General features: G+C 68.8%; 22 protein-coding genes. 10 read left to right on the top strand and 12 right to left on the bottom strand.

The window, feature by feature from the left end; translation table 11 throughout:
* Together Q9R27_RS13860 and Q9R27_RS13855 are read left to right on the top strand one after the other, a co-directional pair.
* On the top strand, nt 1-573 hold the full coding sequence (locus Q9R27_RS13860) for a TIGR03086 family metal-binding protein (protein ID WP_311252981.1): 573 nt from the start codon (nt 1-3) through the stop codon (nt 571-573).
* A 14-nt stretch (nt 574-587) separates the two neighbouring features.
* Nucleotides 588-1,214: a PaaI family thioesterase gene (locus Q9R27_RS13855; protein ID WP_311252980.1), complete on the top strand. Its 627-nt coding sequence runs from the start codon at nt 588-590 to the stop codon at nt 1,212-1,214.
* A gap of 7 nt (nt 1,215-1,221) precedes the next feature.
* Here Q9R27_RS13855 and Q9R27_RS13850 read toward each other — a convergent pair whose 3' ends face one another.
* Nucleotides 1,222-2,556 (bottom strand): MFS transporter, encoded by a 1,335-nt coding sequence (locus tag Q9R27_RS13850; RefSeq protein ID WP_311252979.1) that lies wholly within the window; start codon nt 2,554-2,556, stop codon nt 1,222-1,224.
* Between the two features lie 26 nt (nt 2,557-2,582).
* Nucleotides 2,583-2,783, bottom strand: coding sequence for a hypothetical protein (locus Q9R27_RS13845; protein WP_311252978.1), 201 nt, complete (start codon nt 2,781-2,783; stop codon nt 2,583-2,585).
* 4 nt (nt 2,784-2,787) lie between these two features.
* On the opposite strand from Q9R27_RS13845, the gene Q9R27_RS13840 reads away from it, so the two are divergent.
* The 4 genes from Q9R27_RS13840 (at nt 2,788) to Q9R27_RS13825 (ending at nt 5,351) form a co-directional block, all read left to right on the top strand.
* Nucleotides 2,788-3,222: a hypothetical protein gene (locus Q9R27_RS13840; protein ID WP_311252977.1), complete on the top strand. Its 435-nt coding sequence runs from the start codon at nt 2,788-2,790 to the stop codon at nt 3,220-3,222.
* A gap of 81 nt (nt 3,223-3,303) precedes the next feature.
* Nucleotides 3,304-4,149 carry an SDR family oxidoreductase gene (locus Q9R27_RS13835; protein WP_311252976.1) on the top strand — a complete coding sequence of 282 codons (846 nt, stop codon included), beginning with the start codon at nt 3,304-3,306 and terminating at the stop codon, nt 4,147-4,149.
* Nucleotides 4,150-4,181: 32 nt separating this feature from the next.
* Nucleotides 4,182-4,658: a MarR family transcriptional regulator gene (locus Q9R27_RS13830; protein ID WP_311252975.1), complete on the top strand. Its 477-nt coding sequence runs from the start codon at nt 4,182-4,184 to the stop codon at nt 4,656-4,658.
* Between the two features lie 60 nt (nt 4,659-4,718).
* Nucleotides 4,719-5,351: an FABP family protein gene (locus tag Q9R27_RS13825; RefSeq protein ID WP_311252974.1), complete on the top strand. Its 633-nt coding sequence runs from the start codon at nt 4,719-4,721 to the stop codon at nt 5,349-5,351.
* A 78-nt stretch (nt 5,352-5,429) separates the two neighbouring features.
* On the opposite strand, the gene Q9R27_RS13820 is transcribed toward Q9R27_RS13825, so the two are convergent.
* The 6 genes from Q9R27_RS13820 to Q9R27_RS13795 form a co-directional block, all read right to left on the bottom strand.
* Complete coding sequence (locus tag Q9R27_RS13820) at nt 5,430-6,404, bottom strand: DUF2332 domain-containing protein (RefSeq protein WP_311252973.1); 975 nt, start codon at nt 6,402-6,404, stop codon at nt 5,430-5,432.
* Complete coding sequence (gene zwf / locus Q9R27_RS13815; RefSeq protein ID WP_311252972.1) at nt 6,405-7,844, bottom strand: glucose-6-phosphate dehydrogenase; 1,440 nt, start codon at nt 7,842-7,844, stop codon at nt 6,405-6,407.
* The gene (locus Q9R27_RS13810; RefSeq protein ID WP_311252971.1) at nt 7,837-9,216 is read right to left on the bottom strand and encodes an NAD-dependent succinate-semialdehyde dehydrogenase; all 1,380 of its coding nucleotides are present in this window, start codon (nt 9,214-9,216) and stop codon (nt 7,837-7,839) included. The genes zwf and Q9R27_RS13810 overlap by 8 nt, the downstream gene beginning before the upstream one ends.
* A 23-nt stretch (nt 9,217-9,239) precedes the next feature.
* Nucleotides 9,240-9,557 carry an AzlD domain-containing protein gene (locus tag Q9R27_RS13805; protein ID WP_311252970.1) on the bottom strand — a complete coding sequence of 106 codons (318 nt, stop codon included), beginning with the start codon at nt 9,555-9,557 and terminating at the stop codon, nt 9,240-9,242.
* Nucleotides 9,554-10,249, bottom strand: coding sequence for an AzlC family ABC transporter permease (locus tag Q9R27_RS13800; RefSeq protein ID WP_311252969.1), 696 nt, complete (start codon nt 10,247-10,249; stop codon nt 9,554-9,556). Before Q9R27_RS13800 ends, Q9R27_RS13805 begins: the two co-directional genes overlap by 4 nt.
* A 384-nt stretch (nt 10,250-10,633) precedes the next feature.
* The gene (locus Q9R27_RS13795; RefSeq protein ID WP_311252968.1) at nt 10,634-11,452 is read right to left on the bottom strand and encodes an SGNH/GDSL hydrolase family protein; all 819 of its coding nucleotides are present in this window, start codon (nt 11,450-11,452) and stop codon (nt 10,634-10,636) included.
* Nucleotides 11,453-11,561: 109 nt separating this feature from the next.
* On the opposite strand from Q9R27_RS13795, the gene Q9R27_RS13790 reads away from it, so the two are divergent.
* Entirely contained in the window at nt 11,562-11,912 is a 351-nt protein-coding gene (locus Q9R27_RS13790) for a DCC1-like thiol-disulfide oxidoreductase family protein (RefSeq protein WP_311252967.1), read from the top strand.
* A gap of 13 nt (nt 11,913-11,925) precedes the next feature.
* On the opposite strand, the gene Q9R27_RS13785 is transcribed toward Q9R27_RS13790, so the two are convergent.
* Together Q9R27_RS13785 and Q9R27_RS13780 are read right to left on the bottom strand one after the other, a co-directional pair.
* A complete protein-coding gene (locus Q9R27_RS13785) occupies nt 11,926-12,168 on the bottom strand; it encodes a type II toxin-antitoxin system MqsA family antitoxin (RefSeq protein ID WP_311252966.1) in 243 nt (80 codons plus the stop codon).
* Nucleotide 12,169: 1 nt separating this feature from the next.
* The gene (locus Q9R27_RS13780) at nt 12,170-12,457 is read right to left on the bottom strand and encodes a hypothetical protein (protein ID WP_311252965.1); all 288 of its coding nucleotides are present in this window, start codon (nt 12,455-12,457) and stop codon (nt 12,170-12,172) included.
* A 168-nt stretch (nt 12,458-12,625) separates the two neighbouring features.
* Between Q9R27_RS13780 and Q9R27_RS13775 the strand changes: the two genes are divergently transcribed.
* From Q9R27_RS13775 to Q9R27_RS13765, 3 genes are all read left to right on the top strand, one after another.
* The gene (locus Q9R27_RS13775) at nt 12,626-14,302 is read left to right on the top strand and encodes an FAD-binding dehydrogenase (protein WP_311252964.1); all 1,677 of its coding nucleotides are present in this window, start codon (nt 12,626-12,628) and stop codon (nt 14,300-14,302) included.
* On the top strand, nt 14,299-15,108 hold the full coding sequence (locus Q9R27_RS13770) for an SDR family NAD(P)-dependent oxidoreductase (RefSeq protein WP_311252963.1): 810 nt from the start codon (nt 14,299-14,301) through the stop codon (nt 15,106-15,108). Before Q9R27_RS13775 ends, Q9R27_RS13770 begins: the two co-directional genes overlap by 4 nt.
* Before the next feature lie 66 nt (nt 15,109-15,174).
* Nucleotides 15,175-15,672 (top strand): hypothetical protein, encoded by a 498-nt coding sequence (locus tag Q9R27_RS13765; protein ID WP_311252962.1) that lies wholly within the window; start codon nt 15,175-15,177, stop codon nt 15,670-15,672.
* Between the two features lie 100 nt (nt 15,673-15,772).
* On the opposite strand, the gene Q9R27_RS13760 is transcribed toward Q9R27_RS13765, so the two are convergent.
* Nucleotides 15,773-15,919: a hypothetical protein gene (locus Q9R27_RS13760; RefSeq protein WP_311252961.1), complete on the bottom strand. Its 147-nt coding sequence runs from the start codon at nt 15,917-15,919 to the stop codon at nt 15,773-15,775.
* A gap of 135 nt (nt 15,920-16,054) precedes the next feature.
* Nucleotides 16,055-17,866 carry a DEAD/DEAH box helicase gene (locus tag Q9R27_RS13755; protein WP_311252960.1) on the bottom strand — a complete coding sequence of 604 codons (1,812 nt, stop codon included), beginning with the start codon at nt 17,864-17,866 and terminating at the stop codon, nt 16,055-16,057.
* Between the last annotated feature and the right edge of the window lie 2 nt (nt 17,867-17,868).

Genomic DNA, 17,868 nt, shown 5'->3' with positions numbered 1-17,868 from the left:
ATGTTCTCCACCGCACCGGTGGAGCTCCTCGAGCGCGCCATCGGCTACACCCGCGGCACCCTGGCCGCGGTCCACGACGACCTGTTGTCCCGGCGTACGCCGTGTGCCGAATGGGACCTGGCCGCATTGCTGGCGCACATGGGTGACGGACTGGCTGCCTTCACCGAGGCGAGCAGCGGTGTCGTCGCACTGGCACCGGATCCGCGGCCGGCGACCACCGTCGAGCAGCTCCGCACCCGGGCCTGCGCACTGCTCGCCGCGTGGAGCGCACCCGCCGCGCCCTCGGCGTACGTCGGCGGGGCCCGGCTCGATGTCGACGTCCTGCTCCCGGTCGCCGCGCTGGAAGTGGCGGTGCACGGCTGGGACGTCGGGCAGGCCACCGGCGCCGCTACGCCGATCCCGGCAGCACTGGCGGCCGACCTGCTGCCGGTGGCGCACCGGGCGGTCACCGCGCAGGACCGCGGCACCCGGTTCGCCGACCCGGTGCCGGTGGCCGGAGCGGGCGCGACGAACGAACTGCTGGCCCTGGTCGGGCGACGCGCGGCGTCTGGGAGGATGCCTGCGAACCCCTGACCAGGAGTGGATGCATGAGGGAGACCGACGCCCCCGACCGGCCGGAGCAACTGCCTGCCTGGGCCAACCCGAACACCCACGCCGGCGGCCCTCATTTCGGGGAGATGATCGACCAGGTACGCCGGGTGATGGATGCGGCGCGCGTCATCGATCCCGATGACGCGCTGGCCAGCGGTCTGATTGCCGACCTGGCGGCGATCGCGACCCGGATGGAGGCCGCGGCCGCCACGCCGAGCATGGCGCCGGGTGACTCGCGGATCGACCTGCCGGGACGCGGGAACGTGGCCCTGCCGCCGTTCACGATGGTGTCCGACGGCCCGGACGGTGTGGTTGCCGAGACCGTCTTCCGCACCTTCCACCTCGGCGAGGGCGCCGCGCACGGCGGCTACGTATCGCTCTTCTTCGACGAACTGGCCGGGTACGCCGCCATGCATGCCATCAGCGACGGCATGCCACGCACTGCCTTCCTCAAGGTCGACTACCGGTCGCTGACCCCGGTCGGGCGCACTCTGACCGGCAAGGTCTGGGTCGAGGGCACCGAGGGTCGCAAGCTCTTCCTGCGCGGCTCCCTGCACGACGGCGAGAGGCTCTGCGCCGAGATGGAGGCGCTCTTCCTCACGGTGCCGATGCCCCGGCTCTGAGCACCGCTCAGTCGAGCGGGTGCGCCACCTCGTCGGCGGGCAGCCTGGCCCAGACGATCGCGATCACGGCGATCACCATCGGCAGCGTCCCGGCGAGGAGGAACGTCTCCTGCATCCCGATCAGTTCCGAGACCGGGCCGGCCAGCGCCATCGAGACCGGCATCAGCGAGATCGAGACGAAGAAGTCCAGCGACGAGACCCGGCCCAGCATGTGCGACGGGACCCGCCGTTGCAGCAGCGTCCCCCAGATGACCATCGGACCGGAGAACATCGCCCCCAGCACGAGCGCGAGCGGGACGATGATCCAGACCGAGTCGGCGATGCCGATGAAGGCCAGCGGCAGGCAGCCCAGCCCCCAACTCAGGTTCATCACGGTCAGGTAGCGCCGTGGCATCGGGAACGAGGCGATCGCCATCGAGGCCACCGCTCCACCGATTCCGAACGCGGCCAGCACCAGGGCGTGGTCGCCGGCGTCACCACCGAGGTGGTCCTTGATGTGGAAGGGGACCAGCACCTCGATCGGTCCCATGATGAACAGCGTCATCAGGCTCGCGAAGAGCAGGGTGGCCAGCAGCCACGGCGTACGGACCATGTAGCCGAAGCCCTCACGGATGTCGACCAGGGCGGAGCGGACCGGGTGCGACGACACCTGGGCGGCCAGGTCACGGCGTACCGGCGTCAACGGCACCGGGAAGAGCGCCGCCAGGGCCCCGAAGGCGGCCGCTGCGGCGACCAGCATGCCCCACCCCGACGATGCCGCGCCGACCAGGAAGCCGGCGAAGGCGGGGCCGAGCGCCTGGCCGATGGTGGGGCGGACCATCCCTTCGAAGCCGTTGACGGCGAGCAGGTCCTGCTCGGGCACCAGCGCAGGCAGCCAGGCGGAGTACGCCGGGTAGTAGAACGAGGTCGCGCACCCGTAGACCAGGGCGAGACCGACCAGGAACGGGATCGAGGCGAGGTCCGTCAGCGAGAGGATCGCGGCGATCACCATGCAACTGGCCTGGACGGTCGCGACCGCGATCAGGATCAGCTTCTGCGGGATCCGGTCGGCCACCGCCCCGGCGAAGAGGACCGGGATCACCATGCCGATGGCGTTGGCGGCCGAGACCAGGGAGAGGTCGCCGGTGCTGCCGTCGAGGCGGATCACCTCCCAGACCAGGGCGACCACCCAGATCCCCCAGGCGAAGACGGTCAGCACCAGGGCCACCGCGAGCTTGCGATAGGCAGGGGTGTGGAACGGGGTCAGCGCGCGAGGGAGCTTGCGGCGTACGTCGGCAACTTCTGCCTCGGCGACCTGCTCCGGTTCGAGCGGTTCCTCGAACTCGGGATGGTGATGGGTCATGGCCTGCCCATCCTGCCAGCCGCGGCTCACCCAGCCAGATCGACGACCACGATCGCGTAGTTGTCCGGCGCCCCGGCATCGAGCACGGCCGCCTCCACTGCTGCGACCACCGCATCGGGATCACGGTCCTCGGCCACCACGAGGTCCGTGAATCGGGCCGCCTCGAGAACGCCGTGGACGCCCTTGCTGGTCAGCACGAACCGGTCACCGGGCTGGGTGCTGATCACCTGGATGTCCGGCTCCGCATCCCACGAGTGGGTCCTGGGCGAGAAGATCGGCTACTGCGACGAGTGGTCCCTCTCCGACGTTGAAGCCTTCATCCCCGAACCGACGCTGCTGGAATACGAGACCGGCCGCGCGCAGTGCGTCTTCGACTCCAAGGCACACGTGAGCAGCGGCTCGGGATCTGCCACCGTGGAACTCAGGGTCTGGGTGCACGCGGGGCCGGACAACTACGAGCGCCTGGCCGCCAGCGGCAAGGTCACCGACCGGTTCGCCGGCCCGGAGGGCGACGCGATCCAGGCGGACGGCGTCTACATGCTGATGGCCGCAGGCAACACCTTCTATGTCTCCTCGACCCGGGGCGATGACTGGGACGATGCCCGCGAGGCCACGGCGCGCGAGATCGTGCTCAAGCACGCCAAGCGTTATCTGGAGCTCGTCTGAGCACGGAGTTCTTCCGGGCGGGAACAGGCCGGACCTGCAGGTGGTTGAAGAATCAACTGTCCTCTTCCGAAAGGCTCCCCCATGACCATCGCCATTACCGGTGCCACTGGCGCACTCGGCTCCCTCGTCGTCGACGCCCTGCTCCGCACCGAAGCACCCGAGACCCTCGTCGCTGTCGTCCGTGACGAAGCGAAGGCCGCTCCGCTTGCTGAGCGCGGCGTCCAGGTCCGCGTCGCCGACTACACCGACCCGGCTGCGCTGCGTACGGCGTTCACCGGCGTCGACAAGGTGCTCCTGGTCTCCAGCCCCGAGGTCGGCCAGCGCTTCCCCCAGCACAAGAACGTGATCGAGGCCGCCCAGGCTGCCGGTGTCGCCCACCTCGTCTACACCTCGCTGACCAAGGCGACCACCAGCGCGCACGCACTCGCTCCCGAGCACAAGGCCACCGAGGAACTGCTCGCGACCTCTGACCTGGCCACGACCGTGCTGCGCAACAACTGGTACCACGAGAACTACGCAGCGAACGTCGACCAGGCCCGCGAGACCGGCGCCCTGGTGGCCGCCGCAGGCACCGGCAAGGTGGCCGGCGCTGCCCGTCGCGACTACGCCGACGCCGCCGCCGTGGTGCTGACCACTGCCGGGCACGAGGGCAAGGTCTATGAACTGACCGGCGACACCGCCTATGACTACGACGCACTGGCCGCTGCGCTCGGCGAGGTCGCCGGGCGCGAGGTCCGCTACCAGCCGGCCACCGTCGACGAGGTTCGTGCCGGCCTGGTCGGCGCTGGACTCGACGAGGGAACGGCCGGCTTCGTCGCCACCCTCGACGCCAACATCGCCGAGGGCATGCTGGCCGAGGTCGACCCGACCCTGGTCCAGTTGATCGGCCGCCCAACCACGCCGCTGGTCGAGGCACTGAAGGGCTGAGGCCCGGTCTCCGGGCGTGCCATACTCGCGGCGTGCCCGGAGACCGCCCCGCCAGGACCAGCGCAGACGAACTGCTCGCCTTCGAGGACGCCACCCGTGACCTGGTCGGGATCGCCCTGCGCAGTGTCGCGGACCTGGAACTCTCCCTGCCGCAGTTCCGATTGCTCCTGGTGCTCCACGAACAGGGACCTTCCCCCTCCACGCAGGTCGCCCGGGCCCTGGGCGTGGTCGGCTCGACGGTCACCCGCCTCGCCGACAGGCTGGACGCATCGGGCCACCTGAGCCGGGGCACGGACCCGGGCAACCGGAGCGTGGTGACCCTGGCCCTGACCGAGGAGGGCCGGTCCCTGGTCCGCCAGGTGACCAATCAGCGGCGTCGCGACCTGCGTCGCGCACTGGACCAGCTCTCCCCCGCCGAGCGAGCCGCCTGCGCCGCGGCCCTGGTGAGCCTGCACGGGGTGCTCGACACCACGGCGTACGACGATCCGGGGAACCCACTCCCCCTGTGACCCACGCTGTTGCACAGGGCATGTCTTGCATCATGCAAGGCTTCGTCGGAAGATGGGGCCATGACCTCCAGCAACACTGCCGCCGTTGACCCGACCACCATCGAAGGACCCCAGAAGCTCGGCCCGCTGACCCCACTGGTCGGCGAGTGGGAGGGCGACGTGGGCGTCGACCTCTCGTATCACAACCAGGACGACGTCACCCGCCACACGTCGTACTTCGAAAAGGCTGTCTTCAAGCCGATCCCGATCCAGGAGAACGGGCAGCAGACCCTGTGGGGGCTCAACTACTCGATGACCGCCTGGCGCCACGGCGAGGAGGCGATGGACCCGTTCCATGACGAGATCGGCTTCCTGCTGTGGGACAAGGAGAACGGCCAGGTGATCCGCAACGTGGTCTTCGGCCGCGGCATCGCGATCCTGGCCGGCAGCGACGCCGGACCCCGCGACAAGGTGCTCCACTTCAACGCCAAGCCCGGCGACCCCTGCTACGGCATCCTGCAGAACCGTTATCTGCTGCAGCGCGCGGAGATCAAGGACTTCGTCAGCCACTTCACCTTCAACGAGGACGGCACGCTGACCTACTTCTCCGACCTGGTCCTCAAGCTGGCCGCCACCGGTGGCGAGATGCACCACACCGACGAGAACACGCTGCACCGGGTGCGCCGCTTCCACCCCGGCTCCGAATTCGCCTGAGACCGACAACGGGTGGATTCTCAGTCACCTGGTGACTGGGAATCCACCCGTTGATGCGCGGTACTCGCGCTCAGGCGGTCAGCCAAGCGCGGTGAGCGTCGCCCCATGACCGTGCGTCCACCCCACCGGTCGCCCGTCGATGGCCAGCAGGAACGACGGATCGGCAGGGACCGGGAGACCATCTGCGACCTCCGGCACCACATGGGGCGCTTCGTTGCTCACCCAGTGGCATCGACCCGCGGCAACGAGTTCGGTCATCAGGCGATGGAACTCGACGCGCCTCGGTGGCTGCAGATAGGCGATCACAGCGGAGTGGAAGACGATGGGGGTCAACCCATTCGGGAGTTCCTCCAGCATGCCCGGGAGTTCCTCGATCAGGTCACCGGCGCGCAGATGGGGCGGCTCTGCGGCCGCGATCCGGATCGCGGTGCGGAGTCCTTCCCTGCGTTCCTCCTGCTCAGGCCAGACCAGGTTCTCCAGCCAGGCCATCGCGTCCGCGTCAGTGACGTCGAGCGGGTTCAGGTCGATGCCACCGCGCCAGCCGATCTCAGGCACTGCGGATGGCACCGGCATCCGTCCACGGACGTCGCATGACAGCTCGGGCCCCTTTCCTGCCCGGCGCGCGGATCCGTCGGCGGCGCGCCACAGATAGGAGTAGCGGTCAGGAAAGAGATTCAGTCCAGCCGAGGCACCGACCTCGAGCAGGGCCACCGGGCCAGGCGTGATCGCGGCGAACGCCGGGACCAACGTCGCGAGCCGTCGTACCTCGTTGGTCTGTGTGGACCGGCGCAGGATGGTGGACCGCACCAACGCCCAGTCCGAGACGAGCAGCGAGCGGAGCCCGGCGTAGGGCCCCGGAGCTTGCGCACCGTGCCACCGCGCGGCGGCGAAGACCAGGTTCGGCTGCTGCTTGACCGCGGGGAGCGTCGCGATCAACGAGCGGACCTCCGGGTCCTCCGCGACTGCCTTCGCCCACGCCTCGAAGCACCGAGAATCGCGAGCCTCGGACGCGAAGCCGAGGTAGGAGTCGACGACGTCCCGGAAAGGCTCCATCTATCCCTCGCGCCACTTCCGCTCGAACGGCAGCCGCCAGGCGTGCGGTGCGATCAACTGGTGGATCTGGTTGGGCCCCCAGGAGCCCGGCTCATAGGGCCGCACCGGCGGCATGTCCTGGAGCAGCGGCTCGGAGATCTCCCACAGCCGCTCGACGCCCTCGGCGCGAGTGAAGAGCGTGTGGTTGCCCTTCACCGCCTCGAGGATCAGCCGCTCGTAGGCCTCGAGGATGGACCCGGCCCACCCGGTGTCCTCCATGTTGAACTGCATGGAGACCTTGTTCAGCGCGAAGCCCGGCCCGGGCCGCTTGCCATAGAAGGAGAGCGACATCCGCGACTGGTCGGCCAGGTCGAAGGTCAGGTGGTCGGGGCCGTGGTCGCCGATCCCCGATGCGTCGGGGAACATCGACTTCGGTGGCTCCTTGAAGGCGATCGAGATGATCCGGGTGCCCTCGGCCAGCTTCTTTCCGGTGCGCAGGTAGAACGGCACGTCGGCCCAGCGCCAGTTGTCGATGTAGCACTTGAGCGCGATGAACGTCTCGGTGTCGGAGTCGGGGTCGACGCCCTCCTCGTCGCGGTAGCCCTCGTATTGTCCGCGGACCACGTCGGCCGGGTCCAGTGGAAGCATCGAGCGGAAGACCTTGTGCTTCTCCTCCGAGATCGAGATCGGGTCCAGTGCGACCGGCGGCTCCATGGCGAGGAACGCGAGCACCTGGAAGAGGTGGGTGACCACCATGTCCCGATAGGCGCCGGTGTGCTCGTAGAACCCGGAGCGTCCCTCCAGGCCGAGCGTCTCGGGGACGTCGATCTGGACGTGGTCGATGTTGTTGCGGTGCCAGATCGGCTCGAAGAGCCCGTTCGCGAAGCGCAGCGCGAGGATGTTCAGCGCTGCCTCCTTGCCGAGGAAGTGGTCGATGCGGAAGATCTGCTCCTCGGTGAACACCTCGTGGATCGCCGCGTTGAGTTCGCGGGCGGAGGCCAGGTCGGTGCCGAACGGCTTCTCCATCACGATCCGGCTCTGGGCAGCCAGGCCGGTCGCAGCCAGGGTCTGGACCACCTCGAGTGCGGCCTTCGGCGGCACCGAGAGGTAGTGCAGCCGGGCCTGCGGTTCGGTGCAGTCGGCCTCGGCCTCGGCGATCGCGGCGAGCAGGTTGTCGTCGCCGTCGTTGGCCCAGAAGAGCCGCTTGGCGAACTCGTGGAACTGCTCCTTGTCCTCCTCGTCGTCCCCGAACTCCTCGATCGCGGCCTGGGCCAGGTCGATGAAGGAGTCTCGGGTGTGCTGGTCCAGGGAGGTGCCCACCACACGCATCTCCGGCAGCAGGCCCGAGCGCCACAGGTGGATCATCCCGGGCAGCAACTTGCGGCGGGCCAGGTCGCCGGTGGCCCCGAAGAGCACGATCGTGGTCGGTGGCCCGGGCGTGCCCTGCGGGTGCTCACCCATGGGCCGCGATCCCGACGTACGTCGTGTCCAGGTATTCCTCGATCCCCTCGAAGCCGCCCTCGCGCCCGAATCCGCTGGCCTTCACGCCGCCGAACGGCGCGGCCGGGTTCGAGACCAGGCCGGTGTTGACCCCGACCATCCCGAACGCGAGCGACTCGACCAGGCGCAGCGTGCGGTCCAGGTCGGCGGTGTAGAGGTAGGAGGCGAGGCCGTATTCGGTGTCGTTGGCCATCGCCACCGCCTCCTCCTCGGTCTCGAAGGTGGTCACCGCGGCGACCGGCCCGAAGATCTCCTCGCGGGTAATCCGGGCATCCGCCGGTACGCCGGCCAGCACCGTTGGCTGGTAGAAGTTGCCGTCCGGCTCCTCACCGCCGGTGACGACGGTGGCGCCCCTGGCGACCGCATCGGTGACCAGTTCGTGGACGCCGGCGACCGCGTCGGCGTCGATCAGCGGACCCACGTCCACTCCCTCGTCGAGGCCGCGGCCCAGGGTCAGGTCGGCCATCCGGCCGGCCAGCGCCTCGGTGAACTCGCGGGCCACGCCGGCCTGGACCAGGAACCGGTTGGCCGAGGTGCAGGCCTCGCCCATGTTGCGCATCTTGGCCACCATCGCGCCGTCCACGGCGGCATCGATGTCGGCGTCGTCGAAGACCAGGAACGGCGCGTTGCCGCCGAGTTCCATCGAGACGCGTTGCAGGTTCTGTGCGGACTGGGCGACCAGGCCCTTGCCGACGCCGGTGGATCCGGTGAAGGAGATCTTCCGCAGTCGCGGGTCGCCCATCAGGGCTGCGGTGACCTCGCGCGAGCTGCGGGAGGTGAGCACCTGGAGCACGCCATCGGGCAGTCCCGCCTCGGCGAGGACCTCGGCCAGCAGGATCGTGGTCAACGGGGTGGCGGAGGCGGGCTTGATGATCATCGTGCAGCCAGCAGCGATCGCCGGGCCGATCTTGCGGGTGCCCATCGCCAGCGGGAAGTTCCACGGGGTGACGAAGAGGCACGGACCGACCGGCTTCTTCACCGTGAGCAACCGGGAGCCACCACCGGGAGCGGCGAGCCAGCTGCCGCGGATCCGGACCGCCTCCTCGCTGAACCAGCGCAAGAACTCGGCGCCGTAGGTCACCTCGCCCCGCGCCTCGGCGAACGGCTTGCCCATCTCGCGAGAGATGGTGCGCGCGAACTCGTCGGCCCGTTCGGTGACCATCTCGAAGGCGCGGCGCAGGATCTCCCCGCGCTCCCGCGGCGGGGTGGCGGCCCATCCGACCTGGGCGGCGACGGCACGGTCGAGGGCCGCGTGGGCATCCTCCACGCTGGCGTCGGGGACGGAGCCGATGACGGAGCCGTCAGCGGGGTCGAGGACGTCGAAAGTGCTCATGGATTCACCGTACGCCGCGGACCTCACCCGCCGAGTGCCCGGATCAGCGCGGCGGTCCCGGCGGCCGCGAGCACCACGACGACAAAGGGCGCCCGCCGCCACGCGAGTACGCCGCCCACGGCGACGCCGGCGGGTCGGGCCGGATCGCTCAGTTCCTGTCCGTCGAAGAGTGCGCTGGTGGCGAGCAGCGCGACCAGCAGCACGGTCGCGGCCAGGGACATCAGTGCCATCAACCGTGCCGGGACCTGGAGGCGACTGTGCAGCAGCGGACCGGTGGCGCGGATGGCGAAGGTGGCGGCGCCGAGCAGCAGGGCACCGACGACCAGGGACGTCGTACTCATGGCGGCTCCGCGCGCCACGGGCGGGCAGCGACCAGGGCAAGCAGCGCACAGAGCACCGCAGTGCCGGCCGGCAGGAACGGAGTGAGCGCCAATGCGATCGCGGCACCGAGCACGGCGATCCCCAACGTGGACGCCTCCCGCAGCGCCGGCATCACCAGGGCGAGCAGCACGGCCGGGAAGGCGGCGTCGAGGCCGAAGACCTCGGTGTCGGTGATCGCTTGTCCGAGGAGTGCGCCGAGCAGCGAGCCGAGGTTCCAGAAGAAGAGCAGCAGGAAGCCGCAGGTGAAGAAGACCTTGCGGCGTACCTCCGCCTCCTTCTGGGCCAGGCTGAACGCGACGACCTCGTCGATCATCAGATAACTGCCGAGCAGGGGGCGTTCGCGCACCGTGTCGGCCAGCGCGAAGCCGAACGGCAGGTGGCGCAGGTTGACCAGGATGCCGGCCAGGACGGCGGCGACGACGCCCCCGCCGGTGGCGATGATGCCGGTGAAGAGGAACTGGCTGGCGCCGGCCAGGACCACTACCGACATCACGTTGGGCAGCCAGACCGGCAGGCCCTCGCCGACGGTGATGGCGCCGTACGAGATGCCGACCAGGCAGATCGCCAGGTTGACCAGGACGATGTCGCGCAACAGTGCCGGGCCGAGGTCGTCGCGCCATTGCCTCAGGAAGGTCAGGGGACGGACGGCCATGCGGTCATTGTGGCGGAATGGGTCCGGCCCGGCATCACGTGGATGCCGGGCCGTGGAATCTGGTTGCCGCGAGGTCGGTGGGCCTCAGGCGGCGTGGGGCTTCGCGGGAGCGGCGCCGGGGACGACCCAGCGTGCCTCCATCCGCGTGCGGCCTCGGCCGTCACGCACCTCGACCCACGTCATGGCGGGACGTTCATTTGCCATGTGGTTGCGCATACGACACCTCCTGTTCACTTTCTGTTCACCTTGAGTATCGCACACAACCCCACCATTGCGCGCCCTTTCCGCGCGGAAATGCCCTGCCTCCCCCACTTCCGCCTCGATTCGGGCGGAAATTGGGGGAGGTTTCCTCCACCTGGGCGGCAAAGGTGAACAGAAGGTGAATCAGTTGCCGGTCAACAGCGGGCTGACCAGCGGAGCCAGTCCGGACGAGTGACCCGCCGTGTTCGGGTGGTAGGACTCGCTGATCGGGCTGGAGAGTCCATTGATCCACTCCGGACTGTCGCACACGGCGTGGCCGGTGAACCGCGAGGTCGGGTTGGCGAAGGTGAAGCCCTTGGCCGCAGCCTGCGCCTGGATCCGGCTGTTGAGCAGGTCCGCGGTCTGGTTGAGGCGAGCCTGCTCGTCGGGTGAGAACCACGTCAGGGCGTTGCAGTCCTCGCCCATGAAGACGCGCGGATAGCCGATCACGACGACCTTGGCATTGGGCGCCTTGGACCTGATCGAGGCATAGAGCGTGGAGAGCCGACCGGGCAGCGTGTTGTTGATGTAGCCCTGGGCGGTGTTGATCGCGCCGTTGCAGTTGCTCATCCATCCCGGCATGGCGCAAGTGGTGAGCACGTCGGCGAAGCCTGCGTCGTTGCCGCCGACCGAGAGGGTCACATAGCGCGTGCTCGCGTTGAGGGCGGCGAGTTGATCGCCGGTGACGGTGGAGGCGGTCGCCCCCGAGCAGGCCTGGAAGTTGAGCGTGTAGCCGCGCTGTGCGGCGATCAGCTTGGGATAGGCGCTGTTCGAGCGCTGGCACGAGGTGCCGTCGTTGATGTAGCTGCGGGTGCCGGTGCCAGAGGCGTAGGAGTCGCCGAGTGCGACGTACGACGGGCCGGCGGCGTGGGCGGGAACGACGGCCAGGACGGCCGTGAGCATGGTGACGATGGCAGCGAGCGAGGCGGCTGCGAGCGCAGCCCCCGAGATCTTCCACTTCATGCTGACTCCTAGAGGGAGGGATGAGTGACCCGAGAAAGGTCCCTGTGTGTCCTGCATCACACTAGGCTCGCCGGTGGGGTTCCGCCAGTGTCACTGGGAAGATGGGGACGTGACCGGCACGCTGCTCTATGACCGCGACTGCGGGTTCTGCCAGCAGAGCCTGCGGCTGCTGTTGCGCCTCGGCGCCCGCTGCGAGCACCAGACCATCCAGTCCGCCGACCTGAGCGCCTGGGGCATCTCCACCACCGAGGCACTGGAAGCCGCGTGGTACGTCGAGGAGCAGCGCCTCTTCCGGGGCCACGAGGCGGTGGCGAAGGGGCTGCGCTCCTCCCGCTGGCTGCCGGTGCGCCTGGTCGGTCGCGTGATCGGCGCTCGCGCGCTGCGGCCGGTGATGGCGCGCGCCTATGCCTGGGTGGCGCGGAACCGACACCGGCTGCCGGGGGCCACCTGCCAGCTGTGAGACTGGGGACCGGTCAGGCCGCTTGGTAGTGGACGATCGTCTCGTCGGCGCGGCCGGTCAGCAGCTTCGCGACCAAGGCATCGAGTTGACGCATCACAGCCGGCGTCATATAGGTCTCGCCGCACCCATCACATTCATGCATCGGAACATCGCGGATGACCACCAACTTTCCGTCCCGATCCACCGTGTGCGGCCGGAAGATCGGAGCCGTTCGACCACCGCAGCTCACGCAGAAACAACTTGATCGCTCAGTCACGTCACTTCCTCCTCTCACGGAACCCCGGCCTCCACTCCTCGAGCGTCGGGACATAGATGGTGCGATACACCACCAGTCTACGGTCGTGATGAACGATGTAAACAAGATGAAGCGGGCGACTCCAGTCGAGCAGCAGCCTGATTTCCTTGACCATCAGGTCGTTGAACACGTGCTCCTCAATCACTTCGCCCGTGGCGAGCATCCCCTCGATCTCGGTCCAGGTGACATCAATGGCTGCGCACTTCTCGTAGACGTGCACACGAGCCAGATGCTCATACCCGTCGTACATGCGCCACCTCTCCGTTGGCACGTAGGTATAGCAACCAACGGCCACTCGCCGCGTGCTTCATCCACAGGCCCCGATACATTCATGGATCGTAAGCACCGTCACCAAGGCCCTCGGCTCAGCCCAGACTGAACCGAACGGGGCTGAATCAGCCACGACCGAGGAGCACCCATGACCCCGTCCGATTTCAAGCCCGATGTGATCGTCGTCGGCGCCGGCCTGGCAGGCCTGGTCGCCACCCATGAGCTGGTCAAGGCCGGCCGCAAGGTGCTCGTCGTCGAGCAGGAGAACCGCAACAACCTCGGCGGGCAGGCATTCTGGTCGCTGGGAGGCCTCTTCTTCGTCGACTCCCCCGAGCAGCGGCGGATGGGGATCAAGGACAACGTCGAACTCGCCCACCAGGACTGGGCCGGCTCGGCTGGCTTCGACCGCCCCGACGACCAGGACCTGTGGGGCCAGAAGTGGGCCCGGGCGTACGTCGAGTGGGCAGCCGGCGGCAAGCGCGACTACGTGCGCTCGCTGGGCCTGAAGTTCCTCCCCTTCGTCGGCTGGGCCGAGCGCGGCTCCGGCTCAGCGACCGGGCACGGCAACTCGGTGCCGCGCTTCCACCTCTCCTGGGGCACCGGTCCGGCGGTGGTGGAGATCTTCGCCAACCCGGTGCTGGCCGGGGAGAAGTCCGGACTGGTGCAGTTCGCCTTCCGCCACCAGGTCGACGAACTCGTCCTGGACGGCGGCCGCGTGGTCGGCGTACGGGGGTCACTGCTGGAGCCCAGCAACGCCGAGCGTGGCGTGAAGTCATCGCGCGAGGTGGTCGGCGACTTCGAGCACCGTGCGGCCGCGGTCGTGGTCACCTCCGGCGGGATCGGCCACAACTTCGACCTGATGCGCGCCAACTGGCCCGTCGACCGGCTCGGCCCGGTGCCCAAGCATCTGATCGCCGGCGTCCCGGCCCACGTGGACGGGCGGATGCTGGCGATCTCCGAGGCCGCCGGCGCCAACCTGGTCAACTCCGACCGGATGTGGGCCTACACCGAAGGCATCCACAACTGGGACCCGGTCTGGCCCGACCACGCGATCCGGATCATCCCCGGGCCCTCGTCGATGTGGTTCGACGCACTGGGCAACCGCCTGCCGGCACCCAACTTCCCCGGGTTCGACTCGATCGGCACGATGAAGGCGATCCTGGCCACCGGGCACGACTATTCGTGGTTCATCCTCACCCAGAAGATCATCGAGAAGGAGTTCGCGCTCTCCGGGTCCGAGCAGAACCCCGACATCACCAACCGCGACCTGAAGTTCATGCTGCAATCGCGGCTGGCGAAGGGGGCGCCAGGGCCGGTGGAGAAGTTCAAGGAGCACGGCGAGGACTTCGTGGTCGCCTCCACCATTGGTGAACTGGTGGACGGGATGAACAAGCTCGGCCGCGATGGCGCGGTGCTCGACGCGGCGCACGTCGAGGCGCAGATCAAGGCCCGCGACAACGAGCTGGTCAACTCGTTCTCCAAGGACCTGCAACTGATGGCGATCAACAACGCCCGCCTCTCGCGCACCGACAAGCTGATCCGGGTCGCCTCGCCGCACCGGTTCCTGGACACTCAGAACGGGCCACTGATCGCGGTCCGGCTCAACATCCTCTCCCGCAAGACGCTGGGCGGGATCCAGACCAACCTGGACTCTGCTGTGATCGGCGCGGACGGTTCCCCGATCCCCGGGCTGTACGCCGCGGGCGAGGTGGCCGGCTTCGGGGGTGGCGGCGTCCACGGCTACAACGCCCTGGAAGGGACCTTCCTGGGAGGGTGCATCTTCTCCGGCCGCGCGGCCGGCCTGGCCCTGGCCAGGGACCTGTGACCACCCGGACAGCGCTGGTCACCGGCGCCACCTCAGGCATCGGGGCCGCGGTCGCCGTCGCGTTGCGGGACGCGGGATTCCGGGTGATCGGCACCTCGCGCAACCCCGCCACCGCACCCGCGGTCGACGGCATCGAGTTGCTGGAGCTGGACCTGGAGTCCCGTGCCTCGATCACCGCCTGCGCCGCTGCCGCACTCGAACTGGCCGGGCACGTCGACGTACTGGTCAACAACGCCGGCGAGTCCCAGTCCGGCCCACTGGAGGAGCTGCCCCTGGACGCGCTGGACCGGCTCTTCCAGCTCAACGTGCTCGGCCCGGTGCAGCTCACCCAGTTGTTGCTGCCGGGGATGCGCGCGGCCGGGTATGGACGGGTGGTGATGGTCGGTTCGATGCTGGCCAGCTTCCCGTTGCCCTACCGCTCGTCGTACGCCGCGTCGAAGGCCGCGATCAAGGCGTTCGCCACCGCAGCGCGCAAGGAGCTCACGCCGTACGGCGTCTGGTTGACCACCGTGGAGCCCGGCTCGATCAACACCGGCATCTCGACCAGGCGCACCAAGTACGTCGCCGATGATTCGCCGTACAAAGGCGAGTGCGACACCGTGATCGCGCGGCTGGATGCGCTGGAGGCCGAGGGAACCTCCGCCGAGGAGGTGGCCGCGACCGTGCTGGCCGCCGTGCAGGCTGAGCGACCGGCCTCGTTGTATGCCCGTGGGTCGAATGCGCCCCTGGTCTTCGCTTTGCGCCGGATCGCGTCGCGTGGCCTGGTGGAGGCGATCACGGCGCGGAAGTTCGGCGTACGTCACTGACGGGTGTGGAACCGGCGCGCCGGGGAAGCCTTGTTGCCAACCACGGCACTGCACCCAGGAGACCCCATGCGCCGCCTCGCGTCCCTCGCCACCGCCCTCACGATTGCCTTGACCCTGGCCGCCTGCGGCTCGGAGGACGACGACGAGCCCGCCGGCCAGTCGACGCCGGTTACCAGTGAGAGCCCGCGGTCGCAGAAGTCGGCGACGCCCGAGCCAAGCGGCGAGCTCCCGTCGTACGACGAGGTCAAGGCAATCTGGCTGGAGCACACCAGCGAGGGGGACCGGACCTCATGCGAGACCAACGAGACCGAGGACCGGAGCATCCGGGGCGCCGCGGACGGTGAGTACCTGCGCTTCCTCTGCGCCAGCCTGCCGCGCTTCGATTACGTGATCGGCGCCGACAACTACGCCGCCAACTTCACCTCGGCCAGCCGCGACCTCGCCGGGCGCGCGGTCTTCCACATCCCCGGCGAGGCCTACGTCGCCCCGGCCGGTGCCAACACCGAGTTGGCCGTGGCGATCCAGACAGCCTGTGGCTGCGGAGAGGTGCTCGGCCCGGCGTAAGGGCGCGACGTCACGGGTGGCGACGGAGCAGTCCTGGAGACAACCCGTGCACCAAGCGCCGGGCGCAGAGGCTCAGAAACAACGTTCGTGTCGAGGATGATCACTCGAACCCGATCGGCTCTCGCGGCGTACGGCCGCGTTCGATGTCGATGTCGACACCGCCCGCCTCTGCCCCGAGGTTGGCCAGCAGCGAACCCAGGCGAATGCGCTCGCTCGGAAGGGACGCCTCGTCCAGGCCATCTCGCACGGGTCACCGCCTCCTCACAGCGTTCCTTCAACGAACAATATCGCTCGGACTTGTGCGGTGCTGTTGACGAATCAGCGCGTCACAGCACTACTCAAGCGACCAGGACCCCGCGTTACAAGGGCAAGGGGGCGGAGGTCAGGGGTGCTTCTTGTGGCGCGGCTTCTTCTCGTACTTCTTGCGCGGGGCGCCCTTGTCGAAGCCACCCTTGCGGTCGTCGTAGCTCCGCTTCGGGCGGCCACCGGCGACCTCGCCGTCAGCCTTGCTCAGGTCGATCAGCTTGCCGGAGATCCGGGTCGAGCGGAGCGCGTCCCACGCGTCGCCGGGCAGGTTGACCGGGAGTTCGACGATGGAGTGATCCCCGCGGATGTCGATCTTGCCGAAGTCACCGCGGCCCAGGCCGCCCTCGTTGGCCAGCGCGCCGACGATCTGGCGCGGCTCGACCTTGTGCCGCTTGCCGACCTCGATCCGGTAGGTCGCCATCGGCACGTCGTTGCGGCCCCGGTGCCCGCGCTCTGGGCGTGGGCCACGGTCGCTGCGGGCGCCACGGTCCGGACGGTCGCTGCGCGGACCGCGCTCCTTGAACTCGCGGGCCGGCCGCTCCGGCTCGGGCTCGAGCAGCATCGGGGTGTCCCCCTGGAGTACGACGGCCAGCGCCGCCGCCACGTCGGCCTCGGGCACGTCGTACTCACGGACGTAGTGGTTGACCACGTCGCGGAAGAACTCGACCCTGTCGGAGTTGAGCGCCGCGGTGATCGCGTCGTCGAAGCGGGAGAGGCGGGTGGTGTTGATGTCCTCCACGCTCGGCATCTGCATCTGGGTCAGCGTCTGCCGCGTCGCCTTCTCGATCGCCTTGAGCAGGTAACGCTCGCGCGGGGTGATGAACGAGATCGCGTCACCGGAGCGCCCGGCCCGGCCGGTGCGCCCGATCCGGTGCACATAGGACTCGGTGTCGGTGGGGATGTCGAAGTTGACCACGTGGCTGATCCGCTCCACGTCCAGACCGCGGGCCGCGACGTCGGTGGCGACCAGGATGTCGAGCTTGCCGTCCTTGAGCTGGTTGATGGTCCGCTCGCGCTGGTTCTGGGCGACGTCGCCGTTGATCGCGGTGGCGGAGAAGCCACGGGCGCGCAGCTTCTCGGCGAGCTCCTCGGTGGCGGACTTGGTCCGGGCGAAGATGATCATCGCCTCGAAGTTCTCCACCTCGAGGATCCGGGTCAGCGCGTCCACCTTCTGCGGCCAGGAGACGATCATGTAGCGCTGGGCGATGTTGGTGGCCGTGGTGGTCTTGTTCTTGACCGTGATCTCGACCGGGTCGGTGAGGTGCTTCTTGGAGATCCGCCGGATCTGCGCCGGCATCGTGGCGGAGAAGAGGGCCACGTGCTTGGACTCGGGGGTGTCGGCCAGGATCGTCTCGACGTCCTCGGCGAAGCCCATCTTGAGCATCTCGTCGGCCTCGTCGAGGACCAGGAAGCGGAGCTCGGAGAGGTCCAGGGTGCCCTTCTCCAGGTGGTCCATGATCCGTCCGGGCGTGCCGACCACGACGTGGACGCCGCGGCGCAGCGCGGACAGCTGTACGCCGTACCCCTGGCCGCCATAGACGGGCAGCACGTGGACGCCCTTCATGAAGGCGGCATAGCTCTCGAACGCCTCGGAGACCTGGAGCGCCAGCTCGCGGGTCGGGGCGAGCACCAGGGCCTGCGGCGTCTTCTGCTTCAGGTCGAGCTGGGAGAGGATCGGCAGCGCGAAGGCGGCCGTCTTGCCGGTGCCGGTCTGGGCCAGGCCCACGACGTGGCGGCCCTCCAGCAGCGGCGGGATGGTCTGGGCCTGGATCGGCGAAGGAGTCTCGTAGCCGATCTTGCGGAGCGCCTTGAGCACCCTGTCGTCCAGCCCGAGATCATCGAAGGTCAACTCGACGGCGGCGGGGGCATCGACTTCGGGGTCACTCATGG

This window comes from Nocardioides sp. AE5 (genome assembly GCF_031844485.1).
GTDB lineage: Bacteria > Actinomycetota > Actinomycetes > Propionibacteriales > Nocardioidaceae > Nocardioides.
This window is presented reverse-complemented; position numbering and strand designations above follow the sequence as displayed.